This is a genomic window from Actinoplanes ianthinogenes, from assembly GCF_018324205.1.
GTDB lineage: Bacteria > Actinomycetota > Actinomycetes > Mycobacteriales > Micromonosporaceae > Actinoplanes > Actinoplanes ianthinogenes.
This window is the reverse complement of the sequence record NZ_AP023356.1, coordinates 3,174,406-3,199,938: the sequence shown is the minus strand read 5'-3', so window position 1 is coordinate 3,199,938 and position 25,533 is coordinate 3,174,406. Positions and strand designations below refer to the sequence as shown.

At 71.5% G+C, this 25,533-nt stretch carries 28 protein-coding genes; 15 read left to right on the top strand and 13 right to left on the bottom strand.

The genetic code is table 11. From position 1 onward, the window contains the following. Nucleotides 1-59: 59 nt before the first annotated feature. Together Aiant_RS14360 and Aiant_RS14355 are read right to left on the bottom strand one after the other, a co-directional pair. The gene (locus Aiant_RS14360; RefSeq protein ID WP_189336466.1) at nucleotides 60-2,123 is read right to left on the bottom strand and encodes a 3-hydroxyacyl-CoA dehydrogenase NAD-binding domain-containing protein; all 2,064 of its coding nucleotides are present in this window, start codon (nucleotides 2,121-2,123) and stop codon (nucleotides 60-62) included. Continuing rightward, nucleotides 2,120-3,316, bottom strand: a complete 1,197-nt coding sequence (locus Aiant_RS14355) for a thiolase family protein (protein ID WP_189336467.1) — start codon at nucleotides 3,314-3,316, stop codon at nucleotides 2,120-2,122. The genes Aiant_RS14360 and Aiant_RS14355 overlap by 4 nt, the downstream gene beginning before the upstream one ends. Before the next feature lie 167 nt (nucleotides 3,317-3,483). Between Aiant_RS14355 and Aiant_RS46510 the strand changes: the two genes are divergently transcribed. Then, nucleotides 3,484-3,618, top strand: a complete 135-nt coding sequence (locus Aiant_RS46510) for a hypothetical protein (RefSeq protein ID WP_268248867.1) — start codon at nucleotides 3,484-3,486, stop codon at nucleotides 3,616-3,618. Nucleotides 3,619-3,656: 38 nt separating this feature from the next. On the opposite strand, the gene Aiant_RS14350 is transcribed toward Aiant_RS46510, so the two are convergent. Continuing rightward, a complete protein-coding gene (locus Aiant_RS14350; RefSeq protein ID WP_189336468.1) occupies nucleotides 3,657-4,958 on the bottom strand; it encodes a ribonuclease D in 1,302 nt (433 codons plus the stop codon). A gap of 146 nt (nucleotides 4,959-5,104) precedes the next feature. Here Aiant_RS14350 and Aiant_RS14345 point away from each other — a divergent pair, with 146 nt between their 5' ends. Further along, nucleotides 5,105-6,172 carry a S1C family serine protease gene (locus Aiant_RS14345; RefSeq protein WP_189336469.1) on the top strand — a complete coding sequence of 356 codons (1,068 nt, stop codon included), beginning with the start codon at nucleotides 5,105-5,107 and terminating at the stop codon, nucleotides 6,170-6,172. 697 nt (nucleotides 6,173-6,869) lie between these two features. On the opposite strand, the gene Aiant_RS14340 is transcribed toward Aiant_RS14345, so the two are convergent. Further along, on the bottom strand, nucleotides 6,870-7,439 hold the full coding sequence (locus Aiant_RS14340) for a DUF3000 domain-containing protein (RefSeq protein WP_189336470.1): 570 nt from the start codon (nucleotides 7,437-7,439) through the stop codon (nucleotides 6,870-6,872). A gap of 81 nt (nucleotides 7,440-7,520) precedes the next feature. Here Aiant_RS14340 and hemE point away from each other — a divergent pair, with 81 nt between their 5' ends. From hemE to hemQ, 3 genes are read left to right on the top strand one after another with little or no spacing between them, the layout of a single operon-like run. Next, nucleotides 7,521-8,555: a uroporphyrinogen decarboxylase gene (gene hemE, locus Aiant_RS14335; protein WP_189336471.1), complete on the top strand. Its 1,035-nt coding sequence runs from the start codon at nucleotides 7,521-7,523 to the stop codon at nucleotides 8,553-8,555. 56 nt (nucleotides 8,556-8,611) lie between these two features. Further along, nucleotides 8,612-10,006 carry a protoporphyrinogen oxidase gene (gene hemG / locus Aiant_RS14330; RefSeq protein ID WP_189336472.1) on the top strand — a complete coding sequence of 465 codons (1,395 nt, stop codon included), beginning with the start codon at nucleotides 8,612-8,614 and terminating at the stop codon, nucleotides 10,004-10,006. Next, complete coding sequence (gene hemQ, locus Aiant_RS14325) at nucleotides 10,003-10,704, top strand: hydrogen peroxide-dependent heme synthase (protein WP_189336473.1); 702 nt, start codon at nucleotides 10,003-10,005, stop codon at nucleotides 10,702-10,704. Before hemG ends, hemQ begins: the two co-directional genes overlap by 4 nt. Here hemQ and Aiant_RS14320 read toward each other — a convergent pair. Beyond that, nucleotides 10,691-11,146 carry a GNAT family N-acetyltransferase gene (locus Aiant_RS14320; protein WP_189336474.1) on the bottom strand — a complete coding sequence of 152 codons (456 nt, stop codon included), beginning with the start codon at nucleotides 11,144-11,146 and terminating at the stop codon, nucleotides 10,691-10,693. The genes hemQ and Aiant_RS14320 overlap by 14 nt on opposite strands. An 82-nt stretch (nucleotides 11,147-11,228) precedes the next feature. On the opposite strand from Aiant_RS14320, the gene Aiant_RS14315 reads away from it, so the two are divergent. The 5 genes from Aiant_RS14315 to Aiant_RS14295 all read left to right on the top strand — a co-directional run bounded on the left by Aiant_RS14315 (nucleotide 11,229) and on the right by Aiant_RS14295 (nucleotide 14,450). Next, nucleotides 11,229-11,483: an isoamylase early set domain-containing protein gene (locus Aiant_RS14315; RefSeq protein ID WP_189336475.1), complete on the top strand. Its 255-nt coding sequence runs from the start codon at nucleotides 11,229-11,231 to the stop codon at nucleotides 11,481-11,483. 38 nt (nucleotides 11,484-11,521) lie between these two features. Next, nucleotides 11,522-12,127: an NAD(P)H:quinone oxidoreductase gene (gene wrbA, locus Aiant_RS14310; RefSeq protein WP_189336476.1), complete on the top strand. Its 606-nt coding sequence runs from the start codon at nucleotides 11,522-11,524 to the stop codon at nucleotides 12,125-12,127. 12 nt (nucleotides 12,128-12,139) lie between these two features. Then, on the top strand, nucleotides 12,140-12,937 hold the full coding sequence (locus Aiant_RS14305) for a thymidylate synthase (protein ID WP_189336477.1): 798 nt from the start codon (nucleotides 12,140-12,142) through the stop codon (nucleotides 12,935-12,937). Continuing rightward, nucleotides 12,934-13,425: a dihydrofolate reductase gene (locus Aiant_RS14300; protein ID WP_189336478.1), complete on the top strand. Its 492-nt coding sequence runs from the start codon at nucleotides 12,934-12,936 to the stop codon at nucleotides 13,423-13,425. The genes Aiant_RS14305 and Aiant_RS14300 overlap by 4 nt, the downstream gene beginning before the upstream one ends. A gap of 65 nt (nucleotides 13,426-13,490) precedes the next feature. Beyond that, nucleotides 13,491-14,450, top strand: coding sequence for a glycosyltransferase family 2 protein (locus Aiant_RS14295; RefSeq protein WP_189336479.1), 960 nt, complete (start codon nucleotides 13,491-13,493; stop codon nucleotides 14,448-14,450). On the opposite strand, the gene msrB is transcribed toward Aiant_RS14295, so the two are convergent. Then, the gene (gene msrB, locus Aiant_RS14290; RefSeq protein WP_189336480.1) at nucleotides 14,431-14,835 is read right to left on the bottom strand and encodes a peptide-methionine (R)-S-oxide reductase MsrB; all 405 of its coding nucleotides are present in this window, start codon (nucleotides 14,833-14,835) and stop codon (nucleotides 14,431-14,433) included. The two genes, Aiant_RS14295 and msrB, sit on opposite strands and share 20 nt — an antisense overlap. A 63-nt stretch (nucleotides 14,836-14,898) precedes the next feature. Between msrB and Aiant_RS14285 the strand changes: the two genes are divergently transcribed. From Aiant_RS14285 to ligD, 3 genes are all read left to right on the top strand, one after another. After that, nucleotides 14,899-15,384, top strand: coding sequence for a hypothetical protein (locus Aiant_RS14285; protein ID WP_189336481.1), 486 nt, complete (start codon nucleotides 14,899-14,901; stop codon nucleotides 15,382-15,384). A gap of 100 nt (nucleotides 15,385-15,484) precedes the next feature. Then, entirely contained in the window at nucleotides 15,485-16,000 is a 516-nt protein-coding gene (locus Aiant_RS14280) for an LPXTG cell wall anchor domain-containing protein (protein ID WP_189336482.1), read from the top strand. Nucleotides 16,001-16,075: 75 nt separating this feature from the next. Continuing rightward, nucleotides 16,076-17,101: a non-homologous end-joining DNA ligase gene (gene ligD, locus Aiant_RS14275; RefSeq protein WP_189336483.1), complete on the top strand. Its 1,026-nt coding sequence runs from the start codon at nucleotides 16,076-16,078 to the stop codon at nucleotides 17,099-17,101. A gap of 4 nt (nucleotides 17,102-17,105) precedes the next feature. Here ligD and Aiant_RS45695 read toward each other — a convergent pair whose 3' ends face one another. Together Aiant_RS45695 and Aiant_RS14265 are read right to left on the bottom strand one after the other, a co-directional pair. Beyond that, complete coding sequence (locus Aiant_RS45695; RefSeq protein WP_229831423.1) at nucleotides 17,106-18,842, bottom strand: serine/threonine-protein kinase; 1,737 nt, start codon at nucleotides 18,840-18,842, stop codon at nucleotides 17,106-17,108. A gap of 147 nt (nucleotides 18,843-18,989) precedes the next feature. Further along, nucleotides 18,990-19,451 (bottom strand): GNAT family N-acetyltransferase, encoded by a 462-nt coding sequence (locus Aiant_RS14265; RefSeq protein WP_189336484.1) that lies wholly within the window; start codon nucleotides 19,449-19,451, stop codon nucleotides 18,990-18,992. A gap of 55 nt (nucleotides 19,452-19,506) precedes the next feature. Between Aiant_RS14265 and Aiant_RS14260 the strand changes: the two genes are divergently transcribed. Next, nucleotides 19,507-19,965 carry a potassium channel family protein gene (locus Aiant_RS14260; RefSeq protein WP_189336485.1) on the top strand — a complete coding sequence of 153 codons (459 nt, stop codon included), beginning with the start codon at nucleotides 19,507-19,509 and terminating at the stop codon, nucleotides 19,963-19,965. On the opposite strand, the gene Aiant_RS14255 is transcribed toward Aiant_RS14260, so the two are convergent. Both Aiant_RS14255 and Aiant_RS14250 read right to left on the bottom strand, forming a co-directional pair. After that, complete coding sequence (locus tag Aiant_RS14255) at nucleotides 19,916-21,508, bottom strand: alpha/beta hydrolase (RefSeq protein WP_229831424.1); 1,593 nt, start codon at nucleotides 21,506-21,508, stop codon at nucleotides 19,916-19,918. The two genes, Aiant_RS14260 and Aiant_RS14255, sit on opposite strands and share 50 nt — an antisense overlap. Before the next feature lie 58 nt (nucleotides 21,509-21,566). Next, nucleotides 21,567-22,634: an ATP-dependent DNA ligase gene (locus tag Aiant_RS14250; RefSeq protein ID WP_189336486.1), complete on the bottom strand. Its 1,068-nt coding sequence runs from the start codon at nucleotides 22,632-22,634 to the stop codon at nucleotides 21,567-21,569. A gap of 76 nt (nucleotides 22,635-22,710) precedes the next feature. Here Aiant_RS14250 and Aiant_RS14245 point away from each other — a divergent pair, with 76 nt between their 5' ends. Then, nucleotides 22,711-23,580, top strand: a complete 870-nt coding sequence (locus Aiant_RS14245) for a transglutaminase domain-containing protein (RefSeq protein WP_189336487.1) — start codon at nucleotides 22,711-22,713, stop codon at nucleotides 23,578-23,580. 116 nt (nucleotides 23,581-23,696) lie between these two features. Here the strand turns inward: Aiant_RS14245 and Aiant_RS14240 are convergent, their stop codons facing one another. The 3 genes from Aiant_RS14240 to Aiant_RS14230 are packed head-to-tail and all read right to left on the bottom strand — an operon-like array spanning nucleotide 23,697 to nucleotide 25,385. After that, nucleotides 23,697-24,068, bottom strand: coding sequence for a DUF3037 domain-containing protein (locus tag Aiant_RS14240; RefSeq protein WP_189336488.1), 372 nt, complete (start codon nucleotides 24,066-24,068; stop codon nucleotides 23,697-23,699). Then, nucleotides 24,065-24,787, bottom strand: coding sequence for a HipA family kinase (locus Aiant_RS14235; protein ID WP_189336489.1), 723 nt, complete (start codon nucleotides 24,785-24,787; stop codon nucleotides 24,065-24,067). The genes Aiant_RS14240 and Aiant_RS14235 overlap by 4 nt, the downstream gene beginning before the upstream one ends. Before the next feature lie 49 nt (nucleotides 24,788-24,836). Next, complete coding sequence (locus tag Aiant_RS14230; RefSeq protein WP_189336490.1) at nucleotides 24,837-25,385, bottom strand: hypothetical protein; 549 nt, start codon at nucleotides 25,383-25,385, stop codon at nucleotides 24,837-24,839. Between the last annotated feature and the right edge of the window lie 148 nt (nucleotides 25,386-25,533).

Sequence of the window (25,533 nt, the reverse complement as noted above, 5' to 3'; positions counted from 1 at the left end):
TGGTGTGACAAAAAGACGCCCCCGCCCGGCATCCGGGCGGGGGCGTCGGTGAACCGTTATCAGCCGCGGCGCACGTTCGCCAGGCCGGACGGCAGGAACCGCTTGCCGGTGACCTGCTCCGCGATGCCGCTGCGGTCCAGGTACGGCGTGATCCCGCCCAGGTGGAACGGGTATCCGGCGCCGAGGATCATGCACAGGTCGATGTCCTGCGCCTCCGCGACCACGCCCTCGTCCAGCATGATCCGGACCTCCTCGGCCAGCGCGGCGAGGGCCTTGGCCCGCACCTCGTCGCCGGTGAGCACGGTGTCGCCGACCTCGAGCAGCTTCACCACCTCGGCGTTGATCTCGTCGTCGACCAGCAGCGGGAGGCCGGCGTCGACGATGCGCTTGAGGTTGGGGCTGTCCACGTACCGCTCCGGGAAGGCGCGGTGCAGCGTCTCGCCGACGTGGTAGGCGACCGCCGGGCCGACCAGCTGGAGCAGCGCGATCGGCCGCATCGGCAGGCCCATCGGGTCGAACGCCTCGTTCACCACGTCCAGCGGGGTGCCGGCGTCGACGGCCTTGAAGACCTCGCTGGTGAACCGGGTCAGCACCCGGTTGACCACGAACGCCGGGGCGTCCTTGACCAGCACCGAGGACTTCTTCAGCTCCCGGCCCACGGCGAACGCGGTGGCCAGGGTGGCGTCGTCGGTCTTCTCGCCCTTGATGATCTCGAGGAGCGGGAGGACCGCGACCGGGTTGAAGAAGTGGAAGCCGACGACCCGCTCCGGGTGCGCCAGGTCGGCCGCCATGTCGGTGATCGACAGCGAGCTGGTGTTGGTGGCGAGGATCGCCTCCGGCTTGACGATCGTCTCGAACTCGGCCCAGATCTTCTTCTTGAGCTCGAGGTTCTCGAAGACCGCCTCGATCACGAAGTCGGCGTCGGCGAAGACCGACTTGTCGACCGAGCCGCTGATCAGGCCACGCAGCTTGGCCGCGGTGCCCTCGTCCAGGCGGCGCTTGCCGACCAGCTTGTCGATCTCGCCGGTGACGTAGGCGACGCCCTTGTCCACCCGCTCCTGGTCCAGGTCGGTGAGCACCACCGGGACCTGGAGGCGGCGCAGGAAGAGCAGGGCCAGCTGGGACGCCATCAGACCGGCGCCGACGATGCCGACCTTGGTGACCTTGCGGGCCAGCGACTTGTCCGGGACCCCGACCGGGCGCTTGGCGCGGCGCTGGACCAGGTCGAACGCGTACAGGCTGGCGCGCGCCTCGTCGCCCATGATCAGGTCGGCGAGGGCCTCGGTCTCGGCCGCGGTGCCGTCCTCGAAGCTCGCCTCCTTGGCCAGGGCGAGCAGCTCCAGGGCCTTGTTGGCGGACGGGACCGCGCCGTGCAGCTTCTCGTCGAGCTGCTGCTTGGCGAACCAGAGCACGCCGTCCCACATGTCCCGGTCGATCTCCGGGCGCTCCACCGTGACCTCACCCTTGACCACGCCGGCCGCCCAGGCCAGCGAGTCCTCGAGGAAGTCGGCGGCCTCGAAGAGCGCGTCGGCGACGCCCAGCTCCTTGGCCTGCTTTGGGCGCAGCACCTTCTGGGTGAGCGGGTTCTGCAGGATGACCTGCGCGGCGCCGGCGATGCCGATCAGGTTCGGCAGCAGCTGGGAGCCGCCCCAGCCGGGGATCAGGCCGATCGCGACCTCGGGCAGGCCGAGGGCGGCCGCGCCGGAGGAGACGGTGCGGTAGTGGCAGTGCAGGGCCACCTCGAGGCCACCGCCGAGGGCGGCGCCGTTGACGAACGCGAAGGTCGGGATCGCGCTGTTCTTCAGCCGGGCGAAGACCTTGTGGCCCAGCTCGCCCAGCTCGACGGCCTGGTCGCGGGACGCGATCAGCGGCATGCCGGTGATGTCCGCGCCGACGCAGAAGATGTACGGCTTACCGGTGATCGCGATGAACGCCGGGTCCGCCTCGGTGGCCGCGGTGATCGCGTCGTCCAGCGACTTCAGGCCGGCCGGGCCGAAGCTGTTCGGCTTCTTGTGGTCGAAACCGTTGTCCAGGGTGATCAGCGCGACCGGCTTGTCCAGGCCCGGGACCTTGACCGAGCGGAGCAGCGCCTTCGTTACTACCTCGTTCGGGTTCTCGATCACTTGTCGAAGCCTTCCCAGTTCGGGTTCTCCCAGATCACGGTGCCACCCATGCCGATACCGATGCACATCGCGTTCATGCCGTACCGGACCTCGGGGTGCTCCTCGAAGTGCCGGGCGAGCTGGGTCATCAGGCGCACGCCGGAGGAGGCCAGCGGGTGGCCGATGGCGATCGCGCCGCCCCACGGGTTGACCCGCGGGTCGTCGTCGGCGATGCCGTAGTGGTCGAGCAGGGCCAGCACCTGCACGGCGAAGGCCTCGTTCAGCTCGAACAGGCCGATGTCGTCGATGGTGAGGCCGGCCTTCTTCAGGGCCTTCTCGGTCGACGGGATGGGGCCGTAACCCATGATCTCCGGCTCGACGCCGGCGTAGGCGAACGACACCAGCCGCATGGCGACCGGCAGGCCCAGCTCACGGGCGGTCGCCTCGTCGGCCAGCAGGGCCGCGGTGGCGCCGTCGTTGAGGCCGGCCGCGTTGCCCGCGGTGATCCGGCCGTGCGGGCGGAACGGGGTCTTCAGGGTGGCGAGCTTCTCCAGCGAGGTCTCGCGCGGCGCCTCGTCCACGGTGGCCAGGCCCCAGCCCAGCTCGGAGCTGCGGATGGCGACCGGGACCATGTCCGGCTGGAGCTTGCCGTTGGCGTACGCCTTCGCGACCTTGATCTGCGAGTTGAGCGCGAAAAGGTCGGTCCGCTCCTTGGTGATGTGCGGCAGCCGGTCGTGCAGGTTCTCCGCGGTCGCGCCCATCACCAGCGCGGACGGGTCGACCAGCTTCTCGGTCAGGATCCGCGGGTTCGGGTCGGCGCCCTCGCCCATCGGGTGCCGGCCCATGTGCTCGACGCCACCGGCAACGGCGATGTCGTACGCACCCATGGCGATGCCGCCGGCGACGTTGGTCACCGCGGTCATCGCGCCGGCGCACATCCGGTCGACGGCATAACCCGGCACCGTCTTGGGCAGGCCGGCCAGCAGGGCGGCGGTCCGGCCGATGGTCAGGCCCTGGTCGCCGGTCTGAGTGGTGGCCGCGATCGCGACCTCGTCCACCCGGTCGGTGGGGAGCTGGGGATTCCGCTTGATCAGCTCTCGGATGCAGCGGATCACCAGGTCGTCGGCGCGGGTCTCGGCGTACATGCCGCCCGCCTTGCCGAACGGGGTGCGGACGCCGTCGACGAAGACGACCTCGCGTACTTCACGGGGCACAGCAAGCCTCCAATGCGGGCGTGAACCCAAATGTGTCGGCCATGCTACTCGCCAGTAACTAGCCGCTGCCAGACCCTCCGAAAAACCTCACAACCGGGCTGGCCGGAGGCTCTCGATCGACGGTCCGGGACTCGACCTGAGGCAAACCGCAGGACTAGCGTCGGTCCATGAGGAAACCGTTCGCGTGCCGGCTCGGCTGGCACAGATGGGTGCGCCGGTCCGCGCCGGACGGCGATCGGTACCGGGAGTGCGCCCGGTGCGGCAAGGATCAGGCCCCGCCGGGACCCGCGGTCCCGTTCTGAGCTCCGGGAGCGCCTGAGGCACCCCCGGAGCCGCGGACCTAAGCCGGATCAGGAGCCGGCAGCACCGCCGCCAGCTGGCCGGCGATCAGGCCGACCTGCCAGTTGCGCGCGCCGAAACCGCGCAGCGTGTCACTCACCGTCTGCGCGGTGATGTCGTCCGGCGGCGACCAGGCCAGCCGGCGGATGAAGTCCGGGCTGATCAGGTTCTCCGGGGGCAGCCGATGCGTCTCCGCGGTGCCCACCACCACCTGCCGGCAGCGGGCCAGCCGGGCCGCGGCCACCGGGTCCCGCTCGGCCCAGCGGTGCGGCGGGGGCGGGCCCTCCACCGGCTGGTTCACCGGCAGCGCGTCGTCCGGCAGCGCACGGGCCTGGTCCAGCGCGTCCAGCCAGATCTTGGCGAGCCGGCGCACCGAACGGCCGCCGAACCCGGGAATGCCGAGCAGGGTCCGCTCGTCCTTCGGATCGGCCTCGGCCGCGGCCACGATCGCCGAGTCGGGCAGCACCCGGCCGGGCGCCGAGTCGCGGCGGGCGGCCACGCCGTCCCGCGCATACCAGAGGGCGCGGACCCGGGACTGGGCCCGCGCGCCGCGCACCCGGTGGATGCCCGAGGTGCGGCGCCACGGGTCGGGCCGGACCCGGGGCGGCCGGTCCGCGCTGGCCACCAGGGAGGCGAACTCCTCCGCCGCCCAGGCCGCCTTGCCCTGCCGGTCCAGCTCGGCGGCGAGGATGTCCCGCAGGTCGGTGAGCAGCTCCACGTCGAGCGCGGCGTAGGTGAGCCAGGACTCCGGCAGCGGCCGGGTCGACCAGTCCGCCGCCGAGTGATGTTTCTCCAGCGAGTAGCCGAGCAGCTGCTCGGTGAGCGCGGCCAGGCCGACCCGCTCGAACCCGGCCAGCCGGGCGGCCAGCTCGGTGTCGAACAGCCGGCGCGGTTTCATCCCGAGCTCGGCCAGGCAGGGCAGGTCCTGGCTGGCGGCGTGCAGCACCCACTCGGTGTCGGCCAGCGCCGCGTCCAGGGTGCGCAGGTCGTCCAGCGGCAACGGGTCGATCAGCACGGTGCCGGCCCCGGCCCGGCGCAGTTGCACCAGGTAGGCCCGCTGGGTGTAGCGGTAGCCGGAAGCGCGCTCGGCGTCCACGGCCACCGGCCCGGTGCCCGCGGCCATCCGGGCGACGAGCTCCGCCAGGTCGGCAGCGCTCTCCACCGGAGCCGGCGTGCCATCGCGGGGCGCCGTCAGGGGAACAGCCTCGGGACCGCCAGAACTCGGGTCGGGCGGCACGGCGTGCGGTCCGTCCCCTGCTGGCTCTGGCGTGTCCCGACGGCGCAGGGGTGTTTCGTCGGTCACTCCGTAACCGTACGGGGGTCGCCCCCCTGCCGCGCGCAGCCGGGTCCCGGCGCGTCGATTCTCGATCGACTTCCGGGTTCAACCATTGCGCGGTTTGCTCCGTATACCCGGGTGCCACGCCGAAGCCACCCGGGAGGCCGTGCCGCATGACCGCCACCTACGAGCCCTTCACCCCAGCCGGTTCCCCCGAGCCGCGCCGGAGCCGCTACACCGATCGGTACGCGGACGACCGGTACGACGACGGGTACCGCCGGCCGGAGGACCCGTGGGCCGGCCAGCAGCAGCGGTCCTGGGAGTCGGGGCCGGTCTGGGCCGAGACGAGCTTCGCCGAGCCGCAGCAACCTCGATACGACCAGCCCGCCTATGACCAGCCCGCCTATGACCAGCCCCGCTATGACCAGCCTCGCTACGAGGAGCAGCCCGGGTCCGGACAGCACGCGCCGCCCGCGCCGGCCCTCGACGAGCGGCGTCCGGCGAGAGGCAAGGTCAAGCCGCTGGTCATCGCCCTGGTAGCGGTCCTGCTCGGGGTGACCGGCTGGCAGGCCTACCGGATCGAGTCGGTGATCAAGAGCAGCAACGACCTGGCCTCCGCCGTCTCCACCGCGCAGAACCGCAGCGCCGACCTGGAGAAGGCGCTCACCAACGTCTTCGACCCGGAGGGCATCTCGGCGGCGGCCCTGCCCAGCGTCTTCCGGGTGCGCGCCGGCGACTTCACCGGCACCGCGTTCTCGGTCGGCACCAAGGCCGCCGACGGCACCGCGAACCTGTTCACCAACTTCCACGTCGTCGAGTCCGTCTGGAAGGCCGGCGACCGCGCGGTCACCCTGGAGCAGGGAAAGACCCGGATCGACGCCAGGATCGTCAAAGTCAGCGAGGCCAAGGACCTGGCTCTGCTCGTGGCGAAGAAGGTCATCAAGCCGCTCGGCGTCTTCCTGGGCAAGGTCAAAGCCGGTCAGCCGGTGGTCGTGCTGGGCAACCCGCTGGGCCTCGACGACACCGTCACCACCGGCGTGATCAGCGCGTTCCGCGAGGACGACGCGGACGGCCCGACCATCCAGTTCGACGCACCGATCAACCCCGGCAACTCCGGCGGCCCGGTGGTCAACACCAGCCGGAAGGTGGTCGGCCTGGCCACCGCCAAGGCCCGCGACGCCGAAGGCATCGGCCTGGCCATCCCGATCGCCACCGCCTGCTCCACGTTCAACGTCTGCTGATCGGTTCCGGTCCGCTTCGGCTTTCGCTCCACCATTTCCGGTACGACTCGGAGCACCGTGGCATCGGCTCGCGAGGCCGCGGCCACTCCGGGCCGCGGCGCGTGTCGTGCGGGCCCGCTGTCCCTCACCGGCTGGCCCTCACGGCCCTATCCGGACGCCAGATAGGGCCATGAGCGCCAGCCCAGGTTCTCCGGCTGGTCGTCACGGCCCTATCCGCTGCCCGGTTAGGGCCATGAGCGCCAGCTCGGGTTCTGTGGCTGGTCGTGACGGCCCTCTCCGGGCGCTGGATAGGGCCGTGAGTGCCAGCTCGGGTTTTGGGGCTGGTCGTGACGGCCCTCTCCGGGCGCTGGATAGGGCCGTGAGTGCCAGCTCGGGTTTTGGGGCTGGTCGTGACGGCCCTATCCGGGCGCTGGATAGGGCCGTGAGTGCCAGCTCGGGTTTTGGGGCTGGTCGTTACGGCCCTATTCGGACGCTGGATAGGGCCGTGGGTGCCAGCTGGGGGCCGGGGCGCGGGGCGGTCGGGAGTGGGCCGGGGGGTCGCGGGCGGCGAGCGGACCCGCACGACACGCGTGGCGGTCTGGGGTGGGCCGCAGCGTCGCGGGCCGATGCCGCGGGACTACGAGTCGTACAGGAAAGGGATCCTGAAACGGGCGGGCGGCATCGCGGCAGCGGGGGTGGTGTGAGAAGGGGCCGCGGGTCAGGTAGCGGAAGCGCGGTGGCGGTCCAGAGAACTCACTCCGGGCGGGGGGAGGCCGGCCGTCGAGGCGAGCATGGCGCACCAGCCGTGCAGGTGGGCGGCGAAGTCGTCGGAGGTCGGGGTCCAGGAGGCGCGGACCTCCAGGTCGGCGGTGGGTTGCGGGCCGGACAACTCGCCGAAGCGGGTGGACGCGGTCTGGGTGACCGTGCCGCCGATCGCGGTGTAGGCGGCCGCGTGCTGGTCGAGGCCGTCGGTGAGCCAGGTCCAGGCGACCGCGGGCAGCAGCGGGTCGGTGGCCAGGTCCGGTTCGAGCTCGGCGGTGACGAGCGTCACCAGCCGCAGGTCGCCGCGCCAGGCGTCGTGACCGGCCGGATCGTGCAGCAGGATGAGCCGACCGCTGGCCACCTCGTCGCCGGAACGCAGGACGGTGGCGCTGAGCGCGAACGAGTACGGCGCGAGCTTCTGCGGCGCGGCGATCTCCTCGAGCAGGATCTCCGGCCGGGGCGAGTCCGCGCGCAACCCGGCCACCGCGTGGGTGAACGGCTCGGGAACAGCGGAGGGGGACGCCATGGGGGAAGCGTATGCCGATCTACGCCCCGGTAGCCGTCGCCGCGCCGCCGGGCGTCTTCACTCACGTGGCACCATGACCCGGTGACCGTTCTCGAGGATTCCCCGTTCGTTCGTGCGTGTCGCGGCCTGCCCGGTCCGCACACGCCGGTCTGGTTCATGCGGCAGGCCGGGCGCTCGCTGCCCGAGTACCGCAAGATCCGGGAGGGGATCGGCATGCTGGAGTCGTGCCGGCGGCCCGATCTGGTCACCGAGATCACCCTCCAGCCGGTGCGCCGGCACGGCGTCGACGCCGCGATCCTGTTCAGCGACATCGTGGTGCCGATCGCCGCGGCCGGCATCGACCTGGACATCGTGGCCGGCACCGGCCCGGTCGTCGCCGCGCCGGTGCGGACCGCGGCCGACCTGGAGCGGCTGCGGCCGATCACCGCGGACGACGTGGACTTCGTCGCCGAGTCGGTGCGGCTGCTGGTCGCCGAGCTCGGGCAGACGCCGCTGATCGGGTTCGCCGGCGCGCCGTTCACGCTGGCCAGCTACCTGATCGAGGGTGGCCCGTCGCGGACGTACCTGAAGACCAAGGCGATGATGTACGCCCAGCCCGAGCTGTGGCACGCGCTGCTGTCCCGGCTCGCCGAGATCACCCTCACGTTCCTGCGGACGCAGGTCGACGCCGGGGTCAGCGCGGTGCAGCTGTTCGACTCGTGGGCCGGCGCGCTCTCCGAGGCCGACTACCGCTCGTTCGTGATGCCGCACTCGGCGCGGGTGCTGCGCGGGCTCCAGGACGCCGGGGTGCCGCGGATCCACTTCGGCGTCGGCACCGGCGTGCTGCTGGAGGCCATGGGCGAGGCCGGCGCGGACGTGGTCGGCGTCGACTGGCGGACCCCGCTGGACGTGGCGGCCAAGCGGATCGGCCCGGACCGCGCGGTGCAGGGCAACCTGGACCCGGCCATCCTGTTCGCCGGGTGGGACGTGGTGGAGCGGGAGGCGCGGCGGGTGCTGGCGCAGGGACAGGCGGCGCCGGGGCACGTGTTCAACCTCGGGCACGGCGTCATGCCGGAGACCGATCCCGAGATCCTCACCCGGCTGACCGCGCTGGTGCACGAGGCCTCGGCCCGATAGCTCACACCGGCCGACCCCGCCGGGCGGCCGGGAGCGCGGCCTGGGAGGGTGGCACAGTGCGGAAGCGGATCGCGGTCATCGGCGGCGGCATCGCCGGCCTGGCGGCCGCCGTGCGCCTGCGGGACGTCTGCCCGCCGGACACCGAGATCATCGTGTACGAGCAGAGCGGCGCCCTGGGCGGCAAACTGCGCACCGGCGAGCTGGCCGGCATCCCGGTCGAGCGCGGCGCCGAGTCCTTCCTGCACGGATCGCCGGACGGCGGCGACTCCGCGGCGGTGACCTTCGCCCGCCGGGTCGGCCTCGGCGACGCCCTGGTGCACCCGGCCGCCCAGCCGGCCGCGCTGGCGATCGGCGGCCGGCTCGCCCGGATCCCGGCCGGCACCCTGGTCGGCGTGCCCGGTGACCTGTCGACGCTGGACGGTGTGGCCCTCCCGGACGCGGACTCCGACCGGGACACCGGCGCGCCGCTGCTCGCCCCGGGCCAGGACATCGCGGTCGGCGAGCTGGTCCGCTCGCGATACGGCGCCGAGGTCGTCGACCGGCTGGTCGACCCGATGCTCGGCGGGGTCTACGCGGGCCGCGCCGACCAGCTCTCGCTGCGCGCCACGATGCCGCAGCTGGCCCGCACCGCGGAGACCGAGCACACGCTGCGCGGGGCGGTCCGGGCCGCCCAGGCGCTGAGCAAGCGGACCCCCGGCCGGCCGATCTTCGCGGCCGTGGACGGCGGGATGACCCGGCTGATCGGGGCGGCCGCCACGGCGGCGCGGGCGCGGATCAGTCTCGGCCTGCCGGTGCGCGAGCTGGTCCGGGCCGGGCGCCGGTGGCACCTCGTGCTGGGCCCCGCCCCCGAGCCGCAGACCGACGACGTCGACGCCGTGATCCTGGCCGTGCCCGCGAGACCGGCCGCCCGCCTGCTCGCCGACGCCGCGCCGGAGGCCGCGCGGGAGATCGGCGGGCTCGACTACGCGAGCGTCGCCCTGGCCGGGCTGGCGCTGCCGCCCGGCACCCCGCTGCCCGAGCTGTCCGGCTTCCTGGTCCCGCCGGGCGAGGGCACCCTGGTCAAGGCGGCCACCTTCTTCACCCGGAAATGGCCGCACCTGGCCGGGCCGGAGGGTCCGGTCATCGTCCGGGCCTCGCTGGGCCGGGCCGGTGAACAGGAGCGCTTGCAGCACAGCGATCAGGCGCTGCTGGCGATCGCGCACCGGGAGCTGGGTGAGCTGACCGGTGGCGAGCTGCCGCCGCCGGCCGCGGTCTGGATCCAGCGCTGGGGCGGCGGCCTGCCGCAGTACTCGCCGGGGCATCCGGACCGGGTGGCGGCCGCCCGGGCGGCGCTGCCCCCGGGGATCGCGCTGGCCGGCGCGGCCCTGGACGGTGTCGGCATCCCGGTCTGTGTGGCCAGCGGCGAGCGCGCGGCGGACGATGTGAGTGATTACCTGGAGGCGAGTGCATGAGCGAGCAGACCAACGCGGCCCGGATCAACGAGCTGAACGCCACCATCCGGTACACGATGTGGTCGGTGTTCCGGGCGTCGCGCGAGCTGCCGGCGCTGCGGGACGGGGTGGCCGGTGAGGTCGACGCGCTGTTCGAGCAGCTGGCGGCGAAAGATGTGACGATCCGCGGCACCTACGACGTGTCCGGGCTGCGCGCCGACGCGGACCTGATGATCTGGTGGCACTCCGGCGACCCGGACGCGCTGCAGGAGGCGTATTCGCTGTTCCGGCGTACCGCGCTGGGCCGGCACCTGACCCCGGTCTGGTCGCAGATGGCGCTGCACCGGCCGGCCGAGTTCAACAAGAGCCACCTGCCGGCGTTCCTGGCCGGGGAGGAGGCACGGCCGTACATCTGCGTGTATCCGTTCGTCCGCTCCTACGAGTGGTACCTGCTGCCCGACGAGGAGCGCCGGGACATGCTGGCCGAGCACGGCCGCCAGGCCCGGGGCTACCCGGACGTGCGGGCCAACACGGTGGCGTCGTTCGCGCTCGGCGACTACGAGTGGATGCTGGCGTTCGAGGCCGACGAGCTGCACCGGATCGTCGACCTGATGCGGGACCTGCGGGCCTCGCGGGCGCGGCGGCACGTGCGCGAGGAGGTGCCGTTCTACACCGGGCGGCGTCGTTCGGTGAGCGAAATCGTCGCTACGCTGCCGTGATTTCGCGGGCCATGGGTACGTGGGGGATGCCGTCCTCCACGTACTCGGGTCCGGTCGGCTCGAACCCATATTTCCGATAAAAGCCGACAAGGTACGACTGAGCGTCCAGGACCGCGTGCCGGTGGCCGATGATCTCGAGCGCGTGCCCCATCAGCCGACCGGCCATTCCCTCGCCGCGCGCCTTGGGTGACGTCACCACCCGGCCGATCCGTTCTGCCCCATGGTCATCGAGAATCCGCAGATAGGCCCGAACTTCCCGATCACGGGAGAACCATAGGTGTCGGGTACCGGGCTCGGTGTCGCGACCGTCCAGGTCGAGATAGATGCTCTTCTGCTCCACCACGAACACCTCGCTGCGCAGGCGCAGGATGTCGTACAGCGTCGGGCTGGGGAGGTCGCGGAACGAGGCCACGCGGAACTCGTCGTGCGGTAGCGGGTGCATCGGCACAGCGTATGCGGCGCGTCGTCACCCCGCTTCCGGTCCCGCCGTTGTAGTGATGAGGCCACGGCCTGTGGAGGACGCCATGATCAAGCGCAGTAAGTTGTTCGGCACCAAGACCCGGGTGACCTTCAGCATCCCCGCCGACGAGCCGTCCGGCGTGGTCAGCGTGGTGGGCACCTTCAACGACTGGCAGCCCGGCACACACGAGATGCAGGTGCGCAAGAACGGCACCCGCACGGTCAGCGTGCCGCTGGAACCGGGCGACTACCAGTTCCGCTACCTCGCGACCGGCGGCGTCTGGTTCGACGATCCGGAAGGCAATGAATTGCGCCTATAAGCGTTTCACCGGGTCATCGCGGGGGATTTGCTGTGGTCGTGACAGACGTCAAACTTGCGATCATCTACTACTCGGCGACCGGCACCCTGCACAAGATGGCGCAGCGGCTGCGGGAGGCGGCCGAGAAGGTCGGCGCCGAGGTCCGGCTGCGGCAGGTCGCCGAGCTGGCCCCGCCCGAGGCGATCGCCTCGAACGCGGCGTGGAGCCAGCACTTCGACACCACCAAGGACGAGCCGCGGGCGACCGCGGACGACGTGGTCTGGGCGGACGCGGTGCTGCTCGGCACACCGACCCGGTACGGCAACGTGGCCAGCCAGCTCAAGCAGTTCATCGACACGCTCGGCCCGCAGTGGGCGCAGGGTCTGCTGGCGAACAAGGCGTACGCCGGGTTCACCGCGTCGATGACCGAGCACGGCGGGCAGGAGTCGACGCTGCTGGCGCTCTACAACACGATCTACCACTTCGGCGGGGTCGTGGTGGCGCCCGGGTACACCGACCCGCTGAAGTTCGCGGACGGCAACCCGTACGGGGTCTCGCACGTCACCGGCGGGTCGAACGACGCCCCGCTCACCGACGTGCAGTACGCCGCCCTGGATCACCTGGCGCGCCGGGTCGTCACCATCGGCGGCAAGCTGCGGGGCTAGTAGGTTCTCTGCATGGCCGTTGACACCCAATACGAAGAACTGCTCCGGCGGGTGCTGGAGACCGGTACCCCGAAAAGCGACCGGACCGGGACCGGCACCCGCAGCCTCTTCGGCGAGCGGCTGCGCTACGACCTGTCCCAGGGCTTCCCGCTGATCACCACGAAGCGGGTGCACTTCAAGTCGATCGCGGTCGAGCTGCTCTGGTTCCTGCGCGGGGACACCAACGTGCAGTGGCTGCGGGAGCAGGGTGTGACGATCTGGGACGAGTGGGCCGCCGCTGACGGCTCGCTGGGCCCGGTCTACGGGTACCAGTGGCGATCGTGGCCCACACCGGACGGCTCGATCGACCAGATTTCCGAAATTCTGGATACTCTCCGGAAAAATCCGGACTCGCGGCGCATGTTGGTTTCGGCCTGGAACGTCGGCCAGCTGGACGAGATGGCGCTCATGCCGTGCCACGCGATGTTCCAGTTCTACGTCGCCGACGGCAAGCTCTCCTGCCAGCTGTACCAGCGCAGCGCCGACCTCTTCCTCGGCGTCCCGTTCAACATCGCCTCCTACGCCCTGCTCACCCGGATGATCGCCGACCAGGTCGGGCTGATCCCGGGCGACTTCATCTGGGTCGGCGGCGACTGCCACATCTACGACAACCACGTCGACCAGGTGCGTGAGCAGCTCACCCGGGAGCCGTACCCGTTCCCGTCGCTGGAGATCGCCGCCGCGCCCGACCTGTTCTCCTACCGCTTCGAGGACTTCCAGGTCGTCGACTACCGGCACCACCCGGCGATCAAGGCCCCGGTCGCGGTATGACCGTGCACATGATCTGGGCCGAGGCGCACGGCCGGGTGATCGGCGCCGGCGGCGACATCCCCTGGCGGGTGCCCGGCGAGCAGTCGATCTTCAAGGAACGCACGATGGGCGCCACCGTGGTGATGGGGCGGGCCACCTGGGACTCGCTGCCGAGGCGCCCGCTGCCCGGCCGGCGCAACGTGGTGCTCACCCGCGATCCGTCCTGGCGCGCCGAGGGGGCGGAGGTCGTCCACGATCCGGACAAGGTCCTGGACGATGAATTCTGGGTGATGGGTGGTGCGGCGATCTATGCGGCATTCCTGCCGCGGGCCCGCCATATCGTACGCACCGTGATCGATCTGGACGTCGCCGGTGACGTCTTCGCTCCGGAACTCGGTCCGGAGTGGAAGGTGAGCACCTCCAGCGGCTGGCAGACCGCGACGAACGGTGTCCGATTCGAGGTTCAGGATCTCGTTTGTTCCCCGGGGGCACAGCGCCAGGACACGTGACCTTCACCAGCGGTGACTAGCGTCGTTTGCCGACACATTCGCGCTTATCGTTCTTGTGGGGGACGATGATGGTCACCCTTTCCGTCGTCACGCCGATGTACAACGAGCGTGCGGCGGTGGACCACTTCGTGGCCCGGCTCCGGCCGGTGCTGGACGATTTGAAGGTCACCTACGAGGTCGTCGCGGTCGACGACGGCAGCGCGGACGGCACCGTGTCGCGCCTGCTCGAACTGCGCGCCGCCTGGCCCCGGCTGCGGGTGGTGAAGCTGCGCCGCAACGTGGGACACCAGTCCGCCCTGGCGGCCGGTCTGCGCGCGGCCGCCGGCGACTACGTGGTCAGCATCGACGCCGACCTCCAGGATCCGCCCGAGGTCATCGGCGAGATGCTGGCCAAGGCCACCGCGGAGGATCTCGACGTGGTCTACGGCGTGCGCAGCGACCGCAGCACCGACACCGTGTTCAAGCGGCGGACCGCCGGCGCCTACTACTGGCTGATGCGCAAGCTGGTCGGCCCGTGGGTGAGCGGCCAGGCCGGCGATTTCCGGCTGATGAGCCGCTCGGTGGTGGACACGCTGAACCAGCTGCCCGAGCAGCGGCCGGTCTATCGCCTGGTGGTGCCGTCGCTGGGCTTCCCGGCCGGCGAGGTCACCTACGTCCGGGCCGAGCGGGTGGCCGGCGAGACGAAGTATCCGCTGCACAAGATGATCAAGCTGAGCCTGGACAGCGTGACGAGTTTCTCGGCCGCGCCGCTGAAGCTCGCCACCTGGCTCGGACTGATCACCTTCGTGGTCTGCCTGGGTCTCGTGGTCAGCGGTCTGGCGGCCTGGGCGTTCGGCGTGGTGGTGCCCGGCTGGACCTCGCTCTACATCGCGATGCTGCTGCTCGGCGCGGTCCAGCTGATCTGCCTCGGCATGCTCGGCGAGTACGTGGGCCGGATCTACGCCGCCACGCAGAACCGGCCCCAGTACCTGATCGCTTTCGACACGGGCGCCGAGGTCCCGGTCTTTACTTCGGGTCGAGCCTGATCGACAGGCTGTTCACGCAGTGCCGCGTGTTCTTCGGGGTGAAGCCCTCGCCCCGGAACACGTGGCCCAGGTGCCCGTCGCAGCGCGCGCACCGGATCTCCACCCGCACCATCCCGTGGCTGCGGTCCTCGATCTCGGTGACCGCCCCCGGGATGGCGTCGTCGAACGACGGCCAGCCGCAGTGCGAGTCGAATTTGGTGTCACTCGGGTAGAGCTCCGCGCCACACCCGCGGCACCGGTACATCCCCTCGGTCTTGGTGCTCACATACTCCCCGCTCCAGGGCGCCTCGGTGCCGGCCTGGCGGAGCACCCGGAACTCCTCCGGGTTCAGCCGGATCCGCCACTCGTCCTCGGTGGTGGGCAGCGTGGTCTCGTCGGTTGCCATGCCTATAAAAGTACGTCGCACCGAGGGTGCGGCGCGGCGCACGGCTGGGCCGTTGAGCCGTCTATGGAAGCTGCATCCCCGACGTTCCGGCCGACCTTCCAGCAAGCGCTCGGCCACGGCCTCTATCTCGGCGCGCTCAGCGCGGTGGCGAGTGTCACGACGGGGGTGATCGCGACCCTGCTCTGGCCCGGGCCGGTCGGGCCGCCGGGGTGGTCGTGGGCCCTGCTGGCGCTGGCGCCGCTGCTGCTCGGCATCGTGCTGGGGATCATGTCCGGGCGGCGTACCGGGGTCGAGGTGGGCGACCGGGGGATCCGCACGTCGTCGCTGCTCGGCGAGGGCGAGGCGCCCTGGGCGCGGGTGGTGGACCTGCGCGCCGAGCGGCGCGGGCGGCGCAACGTGGTCTCGGTCTACCTGGACTCGGGGGCCAGCGTGCAGCTGCACGCCCCGTACAGCGGGGGTCTTTTCGCGGCCGACCCGCAGTTCGAGCTCAAGGTGTTCGCTTTGTCGCATTTGTGGCGTAGTCACCGTTTCGGTGGACTTCCGAGTTGATGACGCGCCGAGCGTGCTTTTCGGGTAAAACGGGCAATTCCCGCTAAGCTCCCGTGCGACCATGCAACCGTACGCAACCGCAACAGAACGGATACTCCTCATGAGCTTTGTTCGCCGACTGGCCGTGGGACTGCCCGCGGCCGGCGTCACCGTTTTCGCCGCGCTCGCCATCTCGTCGCCGGTTCTCGCGACCGCCGGCGCCGCGCAGGCCGGGCACCCGGTCGTGATGGCCAGCCCGGACCGGGGCAACGCCGGCTACGGCGCCGAGCAGCCGGCCGCGACCACCGCACCGGCGACCGCCACCACGCCGCCGGTCGCCGTGACCACCGCCACCGCGAGCCCGGCCCCCACCGGCGGGACCCGCGGGCACGCCGGTTACGGCGGGGAGAGCCCGGCCACCAGCCCCAGCGTGCCGACCGGCGGTGCCAAGACGGTGCCCGGCGGCGTCAGCTCGGCGACCGCGCCGGCGCCGGTCACCACCAAGGGTGGCGGTGTCAGCTCCGGCAACCTGCCGCTGACCGGCGGGCCGGTCGGCGCGACCGTCGCGGTCGGCGCGGTGCTGGTCGCCGGTGGCGCGGGTGCGCTCTGGTACACCCGCCGGCGGAAGACCGCCTGATTCGCGCTGTGTCCGATTTGTGAGGGTCACCCGACTTTGTCGGGTGACCCTCGTGTTTTGGCATAACCTCAGGGCATGCCGAAAGCCGCCGCGGAAGAGCATCAGATCGCCGGTCACACCGTCCGCCTGAGCAGCCCCGACAAGGTCGTCTTCGCCGAGCGCGGCTTCACCAAACGCGACGTCTTCGAGTACTACCTGGCGGTCGGCGACGGCATCCTGCGCGCCCTCCGGGACCGGCCCACCACGCTCCAGCGCTTCCCGGACGGCCTGGCCGGCGAGGCGTTCTTCCAGAAACGCATCCCCACCCGCGGCGTGCCCGACTGGATCACGACCGCGACAATCAAGTTCCCGAGCATGCGTACGGCGGACGAGCTCTGCCCCGCCGACCTCGCGCACGTGGCCTGGGCCGCGCAGATGGGCACCGTGGTCTTCCACCCCTGGCCGGTGCGCGCCGCCGCCCCGGACCATCCCGACGAGCTGCGCATCGACCTGGACCCGCAGCCCGGCCTCGGCTTCGGCGACGTCACCGCGGCCGCCGGCGTGGTCCGTGAGGTGCTCGACGAGCTGGGCTGGGTCGGGTTCCCCAAGACGTCCGGCGGCCGCGGGGTGCACGTCTACGTCCGGATCGCCCCGCGCTGGGACTTCGTCCAGGTGCGCCGGGCCGCGATCGCGCTGGCCCGGGAGGTGGAGCGGCGCAACCCGGCGGCGATCACCACGGCCTGGTGGAAGGAGGAGCGCGGCGACCGGGTGTTCCTGGACTTCAACCAGATGGCCCGGGACCGGACCATCGCCTGCGCGTACTCGTTGCGGGCCAACCCGCGGGCCACCGTCTCCACGCCGGTCACCTGGGACGAGCTGACCCGGGTCGAACCGGACGACTTCGACCTGCGCACGGTGCCGGAACGGATCGCCGCGACCGGCGACGCGCACGCCGCGATCGACGACGTGGCGCACGATCTGACGCCGCTGCTGGAGTGGGTGGAGCGGGACGAGAAAGCCGGCCTCGGCGACATGCCCTACCCGCCGGACCACCCCAAGATGCCGGGCGAGCCGCCCCGGGTCCAGCCGAGCAAGATGAACCACGCCAACTGGGAGTCCTGACGGCTCACCAGGTGAAGGCGGGCCCGCGGACCGATCCGCCGGGCAGCAGCGGCCGGTCGGTGTACTCCCAGCTCTGCTCGACGACGTAGTGGCCGCCGTGCGGCGCCTGGAAGTCGACCGGCCCGCAGCTGTGCTTGATGGCCGCGTCGGTGAACATCAGCCCCGAGCAGGTGTGCGGCCCGGCCACGATCTCGTCGGTCGCGGCGTCGCGGACGGTCAGCGTGATGTCGGCCTGCACGCCCGGCACCGCCTCCATCTGGCCCAGCGCGCGGATCGCCGGGCCGAGCGCGTGGCACGGCTGGACCAGCATCGGATGCCCGAGGTCGAAGGCGTACTTGTCGCCGCAGACCCACGGCCGGAACGCCACCGCGCCGCCGACCCGGCCCGGTCCGGCCGACGCGCCGATCCCCGCCGGCCCGGCCGACGCGCCGATCCTGGCGGAGGTGTCGATCGGCGCGGTGGTGACTCGTAGCGCGGTGCTGCCGGAGCCGGTGTGCTCGACGGTGCCGGGCGTGGTGACGCCGGTGACCGCTGCGCCGGCGGCCGCGTCGGCCGGCGGAACCGGCGGGACGCCCGCCATGGAGGGCGCCGGACCGGCGGCGATCCCCTTCTCCGGCGCGGGCTGCGCCGCGGCCGGCTTCTGCCCGATCGCGTCCCGCAGTTGCCAGGCGCTGTAGCCGCCCCAGCCGGTGGCGGCCAGCATGCCGCCGATGGCGGCGACCACCAGGCCGTGCCGGCCCCACACCCAGCTCCGGGGCCGGTTGCGCGGCACCCGGCGGACCGGACGGGCCGGGGCGGGTGGTGGGGTCACCGGCGGGCCGTCGTCGCCGGGCGGCACCGGCGGGGCGGGCAGGGCGGGGATCCCCGCCGTGTCCCGGGCCAGGTCGCGCAGGGCCTCCTGGAGCCGGTCGGCGGACGGTCGCCGTTCCGGATCCTTGTCGAGGCAGTCCCGCACCACCGACCACACCGGGTCGGGCATCCCGGCCGGCCGCGGGGCGGCCTGCTCCAGGTGGCCGTGCAGCACCGCGAACGGCTCGCCGTCGTAGGGCGGATACCCGCAGACCAGCTCGTAGAGCATGATCCCGAGCGCGTAGACGTCGGCCGCCGGGGTGGCCTCGCCGCCACTGATCGTCTCGGGCGCCATGTACCGCGGCGTGCCGATGATCGCGTGCGGGGTGGTCAGCCCGGCCGCGTCCAGGACCCGGGCGATGCCGAAATCGGTCAGCCGGGTCCGCAGGTTCTCGTCGCCGCCACTGAGCAGGACGTTGTCCGGCTTCACGTCGCGGTGCACGACGCCGAGCGCGTGCGTCTCGGTGAGCGCCGCCGCGACCTGGGCGGACAGCCGCGCCGCCTCGGCGGGCGGCAGGGTGCCCCGCTCGCGCAGCCGGTCGCGCAGGCTGCCGCCGGCCACGAAGTCCATCACCAGGCCGATCGATTCGCCGACGCTGAACAGGTCACGCACCCCGACGATGTGCTCGTGCCGGACCATCATCAGGATGGTCCGCTCCTGGACGAAGCGGGTGACCAGCTTCGGCTGCCGCAGCAGGCCCTCGTGCAGCAGCTTGACGGCGACCTGTTCCCCGGTGGTCCGGTCGATGCCCCGCCACACCGTCCCGGTGGCGCCCTGGCCCACCGGACAGACCAGGACGTACGAATTACCGACGCACCGGCCGCTCAGGTCCACGGTGCGGGGCTCCTCGGGGAGGGAGCGGGGGCCGTTCATGGAGAGGGACGGCTGCACGGATGCCGTGTCCTTTCTGCGTCGGGACCGGGAAGGAGCGACGCCGATGGTCGTGGCAACCCGCTCCCGCGGCAACGTGTTCGCGCCCGAACTGCCAGCAATCGCCAGCCTTGTCGGGGCCTCGTCACCAGCGCGACCGGCGGCTCGTTACCTCTCCAGGTTCAGCTTCATGCCCTCGTGCGAGAGGGCGAAGCCGAGCTGGGCGTAGAAGCGGTGCGCGTCGACCCGCACCTTGTCGGAGGTGAGCTGGACCATCCGGCAGCCGCGCTCGCGGGCCCGCTCGATCGTCCAGCGCATCATCTGGGCGCCCAGCCCCTGCCCGCGCAGCGCGGCGTGGATCCGGACCGCCTCGACCTGCATCCGCCACGCGCCGCCCCGGCTCAGCCCGGGCAGGTAGGTGAGCTGGCAGGTGCCCACCACGGCGCCGTCCCGGACCGCGACGATCAGCTCGTTGTTCGGGTCGGCCTCGATCGCCGCGAAGGCGGCCCAGATCCCCGGGCCGATCTCGGCCGGCACCTCGCCGAACCCGCGCTCCCGGCTGAGGTCGTCGTCGGCGAGCAGAGCGAGAACGGCGGGGACGTCGTCACGGGTAGCGATCCGGAACTCCATGATCGCCAGTCTGGCAGCCCTTTTGAAAGCCACCGGTGCCGGGCACGATGACCAGATGAACGTGCTGCTCAGGGTGCCGCGGGCGGTTTACCGCGGAATGATCTGGTTGGCCAACTCGCCGAAGACGCTGGTCCTCGCGTACGCGATCCTGATCCTGGTCTGCGGTTTCCTCTACTCCCAGTTCGAGGAGGGCGCGTCGATCGGCGACTCGCTCTGGTGGGCCGTCGTCACCGCGTCCACGGTGGGTTACGGCGACATCTCCCCGGAGAGCTGGCCGGCCCGGATCATGGCGGTCCTGCTCATCTCGGTCATGGTGCTACTGGTGATCCCGCTGATCACCGCGCACTTCGCCAGCAAGCTGATCGTGGACCACGACGCGTTCCGGCACGAGGAGCAGGAGGAGCTGAAGACCAACCTGCGTCAGGTCCGCAAGCTGCTGGAGGAACTGGCCGCCCGGGAGGGCGTCATTTCGCCGGACAGCGCAGGCCCTCCTGCGGCACCTTCAGATCGATGAGGTAACCGTCCACGGCCTGGACGACGCAGGGGGTCGACGGGTACGCCGTGTGCCCCTCGCCCTCCCAGGTCAGCACGTGCCCGGTGCCCAGCATGGCGGCCAGGTCGGCGGTGTTCTCATAGGGCGTGGCCGGGTCGCCGGTGGTGCCGACCACCACGATCGGCGGAGCGCCGTTCGCCTTGCCGGCCGGGTACGGATCCCGCTTGCCCGGCCAGTACACGCACGGCAGCATGCCGATCGCCAGCGGCGCCCCGAAGATCGGGTACTTCTTCCGCCACTGCGACTGGAGCTGCCGCACCCGCTGGACGGTCGGCGCCGCGTCGGTGTCCGCGCAGTTCACCGCGAGGTTGGCGTCGAACAGGTTGGAGTAGGTGCCGTCCTGCTCACGCTCCGCGTACTGGTCGGCCAGGTCCATGATGCCCTTGGCGTCCCCGGCCTGGAGGTCGTCGATCGCCCGGGCCAGGCTGGTCCAGCCGCTCTCGGTGTACAGCGACGAGATCAGCCCGTAGAAGATCCAGCCCGAGGTGGCCTTGCGGCCGTCCGAGTACGCCACCGGGGAGACCTCGGCCTTGGCCATCGCGTCGGTGACCGCGCCCCGCGGGTCGGCCGAGATCGGGCAGGTGCCGGGGTGCGCCTTGCACCACTTGGTGAAGTTGCCGAACGCCCGCTCGAAGCCCTTGGCCTGCGTCTCCGAGCCCTTGACGTAGGTCTCGGTCGGGTCGATCGCCCCGTCCAGCACCAGGGCCCGCACGTTCTGCGGGAACAGCTGGGCGTAGGTCGCGCCGAGCAGGGTGCCGTAGGAGTAGCCGAGGTAGGTCAGTTTCTGATCGCCGACCGCGGCGCGCAGCGCGTCGATGTCCCGGGCCGCCTGCTCGGTGGAGAAGAACGGCAGCTGATCGCCGTACTTCTGCCCGCAGCCGTCGGCGATCTTCTTGTTCAGCGCGGCGACCTCGTCGAACTCGGCCTGGCTGACCGGGTCCGGGTCGGAGCCGAAGTTGGCGTCCTGGTCGCGGTCGCTGATGCACTTGAGCGGGCTGGACCGGCCCACCCCGCGCGGGTCGAAACCGATCAGGTCGAACTTGTCGGTGATCTCGGTGGGCAGGCCGCCCATCTGCGGGCCGAACGAGAGATAGACCGCGTAGTCGATGCCGGAGCCGCCGGGGCCGCCCGGGTTGATCAGCAGCGAGCCGATCCGGTTTTTCTGCGACTTCGAGTGCACGCGGATCATGGCGACGTCGTACGTCGCGCCGCTGTCCGGTTTCGCCCAGTCGCGGGGGACCGCGACCGTGGCGCAGTCATACGTCATCCCGGCGGCGCCGCGGCCGACCAGTTTCTCCGGCACGGCGGCGCAGGGCCGCCACTGGGCGGCCGCGCCGGGCGTCGAGGCGGTGTCCGGCGTGCCGGCCCCGGCGCCCGGATCGGCCGGCGAGTCGGCGCCGTCCGGCGCGAACGCGGGCAGGGTGCAGCCTCCGGTTGTCAGGACCAGCGCGGTCAGGACCAGCGCGGCCAGGAGGGCGATCACCGAACGCGGACGACGGGGCACGGCTCGGACCTTTCGACGGCAGGGGACCCAGGCTAGCCGGTCCCTCCGGCACCCGCGGTCAGCGGCTGGTGAGCACCTCGGCCAGATCGAACCGCACCGGCCGTTCCAACTGCTCGTACGTACAGGTGCGGGGGTCGCGGTCGGGCCGCCAGCGCTCGAACTGGGCGGTGTGCCGGAACCGGGCGCCCTCCATGTAGTCGTAGCGGACCTCGACCACGCGCTCCGGGCGCAGCGGGGTGAACGACAGGTCCTTGCCGTTGTTCCACCGGCTCACCTCGTTCTTGCGCGGGGTGCGCTCGCCCTGCATGTGCGCCGCCCAGTCCCACGGGTGCCCCTCGAACCCGGTCACCAGGGGCTGGAGCTCCTCGAACAGCTCCTCGCGCACCGCGATCGGGAATGCGCCGATCACCCCGACCGAGGCCAGCACGCCCCGCTCGTCGTAGAGGCCGAGCAGCAGCGAGCCGATCCGGTTCTCCGCGGACTTGTGCACGCGGTAGCCGGCCACCACGCAGTCCGCGGTGCGCTTGTGCTTGATCTTGAACATGACCCGTTTGTCGGGCTGGTAGGTGAGGTCGCGGGGCTTGGCGATCAGCCCGTCCAGCCCGGCGCCCTCGAACTCGGCGAACCAGCGCCGGGCGGTCTCCAGGTCGTCGGTGGCGGGAGTGACGTACACCGGCGCCTTGGCCCCGGCCAGCGCCTGCCGCAAGCGTTCCCGTCGCTGCTCGAAGGGCAGCTCGGTGAGATCCTCGTCACCCAGGGCCAGCAGGTCGAAGGCGACGAAGGCGGCCGGGGTCTGCTCGGCGAGCAGCTTGACCCGGCTGGCCGCGGGATGGATCCGCTGCTGGAGCGCCTCGAAGTCGAGGGTGTTGCGCTCCGTGTCGGCGACGATCACCTCGCCGTCGATCACCGCCCGCTCCGGGAAGTTGGCCAGCACCGCCTCGACGACCTCGGGGAAATACCGGGTCATCGGCTTCTCGTTGCGGCTGCCGATCTCCACCTCGTCCCCGTCCCGGAAGATGATCGACCGGAAACCGTCCCATTTCGGCTCATAGATCTGCCCCGGTGGGATCTCCGCGACGGGTTTGGCGAGCATCGGCTTGACCGGGTGCTGGATCGGCAACTGCATCCGCTCAGTGTGCCCCGGAAAAAGGCGCGGCGATGCCCTTTACCCTCCCCCTACTGGAGGCCGCACCATCGAACGCATGGACCACACTCGACAGACCCGCTTCTCCGATCCGGGCCGGCACCACGACCGTCTCGCGGCCCTGCCCGCCGACCCGGCCGCGATCGGTGCCGTCGTCCGCAACCTGCACGTGCACTATCGCGGTTCCGGCATCGACTTCCCGCCGGAGCGGCTGACCGACATCGACACCCGCTGGGTGAGCCGGATGCTCGACCTCGACGAGGAGCGGTTCGGCGGTGCGCCGCTGGACGCGCCGCGGCCGGTCGAGCAGCGTCTGGTCGGCTGTTGCCGGGACGCGGCCCTGCTCGCCGTCGCCGCGCTGCGTGCCCACCGGATCCCGGCCCGCACCCGGGTCGGCTTCGCCGGTTATCTGATCCCGGACTATCACGTCGACCATGTGGTCACCGAGTATCACGACGGCACCCGATGGATCGCCATGGACGTCCAGCCCGACCTGCCGGAGATCACGCTCGGCCCGGCCGGGTTGCGGACCGCGGCGCAGTCCTGGCGCGCTTTCCGGCGCGGCGAGATCGACCCTTCGACGTACGGTGTGGGCCCCGGTCAGCCGATCGGCGGCCCGTGGATGCTCCTTCAGTACCTGACCTTGGAGCTGGCCCACCGGATGGGCGACGAGCTGCTGCTCTGGGACCTGTTCGGCGAGGCGGCCATCCCGTTCGCCGACCGGGACTGGTCCGAGATGCCGGAGGAACTGCCCGGCGATCTCGGTTACCTGGACGAGGTCGCCGGCCTGCTGCTCGCCGCCGACGACGGCGACCGGGCGGCCGAGGGCAAACTGGCCGCCCGATACGCCGAGGATGCCCGGCTACATCCCGGTAGCAGTGTCTTCTGTGTCTCGCCGCGTGGCGCTCGCTACGAGGTCGGCCTCTGACCGCGGCAGCAGCCCGCGGCCGGCGCCCAGTAGGACCGGCCGGTCCGCCTTCTTCGCGGCATTTTCATCCATCTTGTCCATGGCAACCTCGCAACCTCGTCGGTCGGAGGTTTGTATCAGTGCACCAGCAGTTCGACAAGTCTTTCCAGCTCAGCCGCCGGATCCGCGGCCAGCCCCATGTGGACCGGGCCGGCCCGCAGGATGGTGCTGCGCGGGGCGACCAGCCAGCGGAAGCGCTCGCCCAGCTTCATCCCGGCCGAGGCGCCGCCGCCCAGGCAGGTCGCCTCCCAGGACTCCAGGGCGGCTCGGACGGCGGTCACGTCGGCCGCCGGGTCCAGGCAGAGCAGCCGGGTCTCGTCCAGGTGGGTGCGCGCTTTCAGGAAGTCGTGGCGCTGGGCGTACAGCAGCACCCCGACGTTGATCAGCTCGCCGCGCTCGATCCGGGGCACGGCCTGGATCACCGCGTACTCATAAGGGGTTCTGGTCATGGCAGCCACGCCTCCGGCCGCGCGGCCCGGCGCGCGAGATGGTCCTGATACGCGTCCCGGTCGCCGTCGTCCAGCCAGTCCGCCGGGACCAGTGCGACCACCTCGGCGAGCAGCTCCGGCGTGATCCGGGCGGCCAGTGCCGGGCCCTCGGTGGCGAGCGCGGAGGCGTACGGCTTGAGCACGTGGTCGTCCCCTTTGTACGGCCGGTGCACCACGTTCTCCGCCCGCGCCCAGTTGTGGTGGAAGTACAGCGTGGCGCCGTGGTCGATCAGCCACAGGGCGCCGTGCCAGATCAGCAGGTTCGGGTTGCGCCAGCTGCGGTCCACGTTCTCCACGAACGCGTCGAAGGCGAGCACCCGGCTGGCCAGGCCGGCCTCGACCGGGTGCGCGTTCGGGTCGTAGCCCAGGGCGCCGGGCAGGAAGTCCATCCCCAGGTTGCCGCCGGCGCTCGCCTTGATCAGCTCCTGGACCTCCTCGTCCGGCTCGGCGCGGGCTACCACCGGGTCCAGCTCGACCCGGGCCAGCTCCGGCACCGGCAGGTCCAGCCGGCGCGCCAGCTCACCGGCGATCACCTCGGCGACCAGCGCTTTCGGGCCCTGGCCGGCGCCGCGGAACTTCACCACGTACGTCCCGAGGTCGTCGGCCTCGACGACCCCGGGAAGTGAGCCACCCTCTCTCAGCGGGGTGACATAGCGGATCGCGGTGACATCACGGAGCACCTGATCACCCTAGGCCCTGTCCGGTGCTCACGTGAGCACCGGACAGGGCCTACAGCGGGCCCTGCTTCCGCAGCTCGTCCACCTTTGTCATGGCGGTGCGCAGGTCGGCCAGCCACTCCTCGGTGTGCTGCCCGACCAGCCGGACGCACCAGGCCAGCGCGTCCGACCGGGACCGGGCGACGCCCGCGTCCACCAGGGTGTCCAGCACCTGACGCTCGGGCTGGCGCAGCCGGGTCATCACCGGGGCGGCCAGGTGCGTCCAGAGCTCCGAGCTGTCGCCGCAGCGCGTGCCCCAGGCGACCTTGCGCTGATAACGGTGCTCGACCTGGCGGGCGACCCGGATCCGGTCGTCCCGCGTGTTCTCCCGGAACTGGGTGATCCGGCCGGACTGCGCGGCGGCCCGGTCCGCGTCGGTGGCCTCGGCCGGCAGGTCCGGCTCGGGCAGCCGGCCCCAGATGATGATCTCGTCGCGGTCCACCACGACCTCGGGCGGCTCGACGAACCACCCGTCCGGCACCGCCCCGGTCACCCAGGCGGCGGCGTCGTCAGCGGGTGGCGGCTCGGTGCGTGCCCCGGGTGGGGCGGGACGAAAACGCATGACGACCTCCTCGGTCATTGCAGTGATTACATTCTTACACCGCAATCCCGTAAGCCGCCAGTATCCCCACTTGAGCGACCGCTCAAATCCGTCTAGGCTGCGTTTTGAGCGGTCGCTCAAACGGGGGGCGGCCGCTTCATGACCTGGG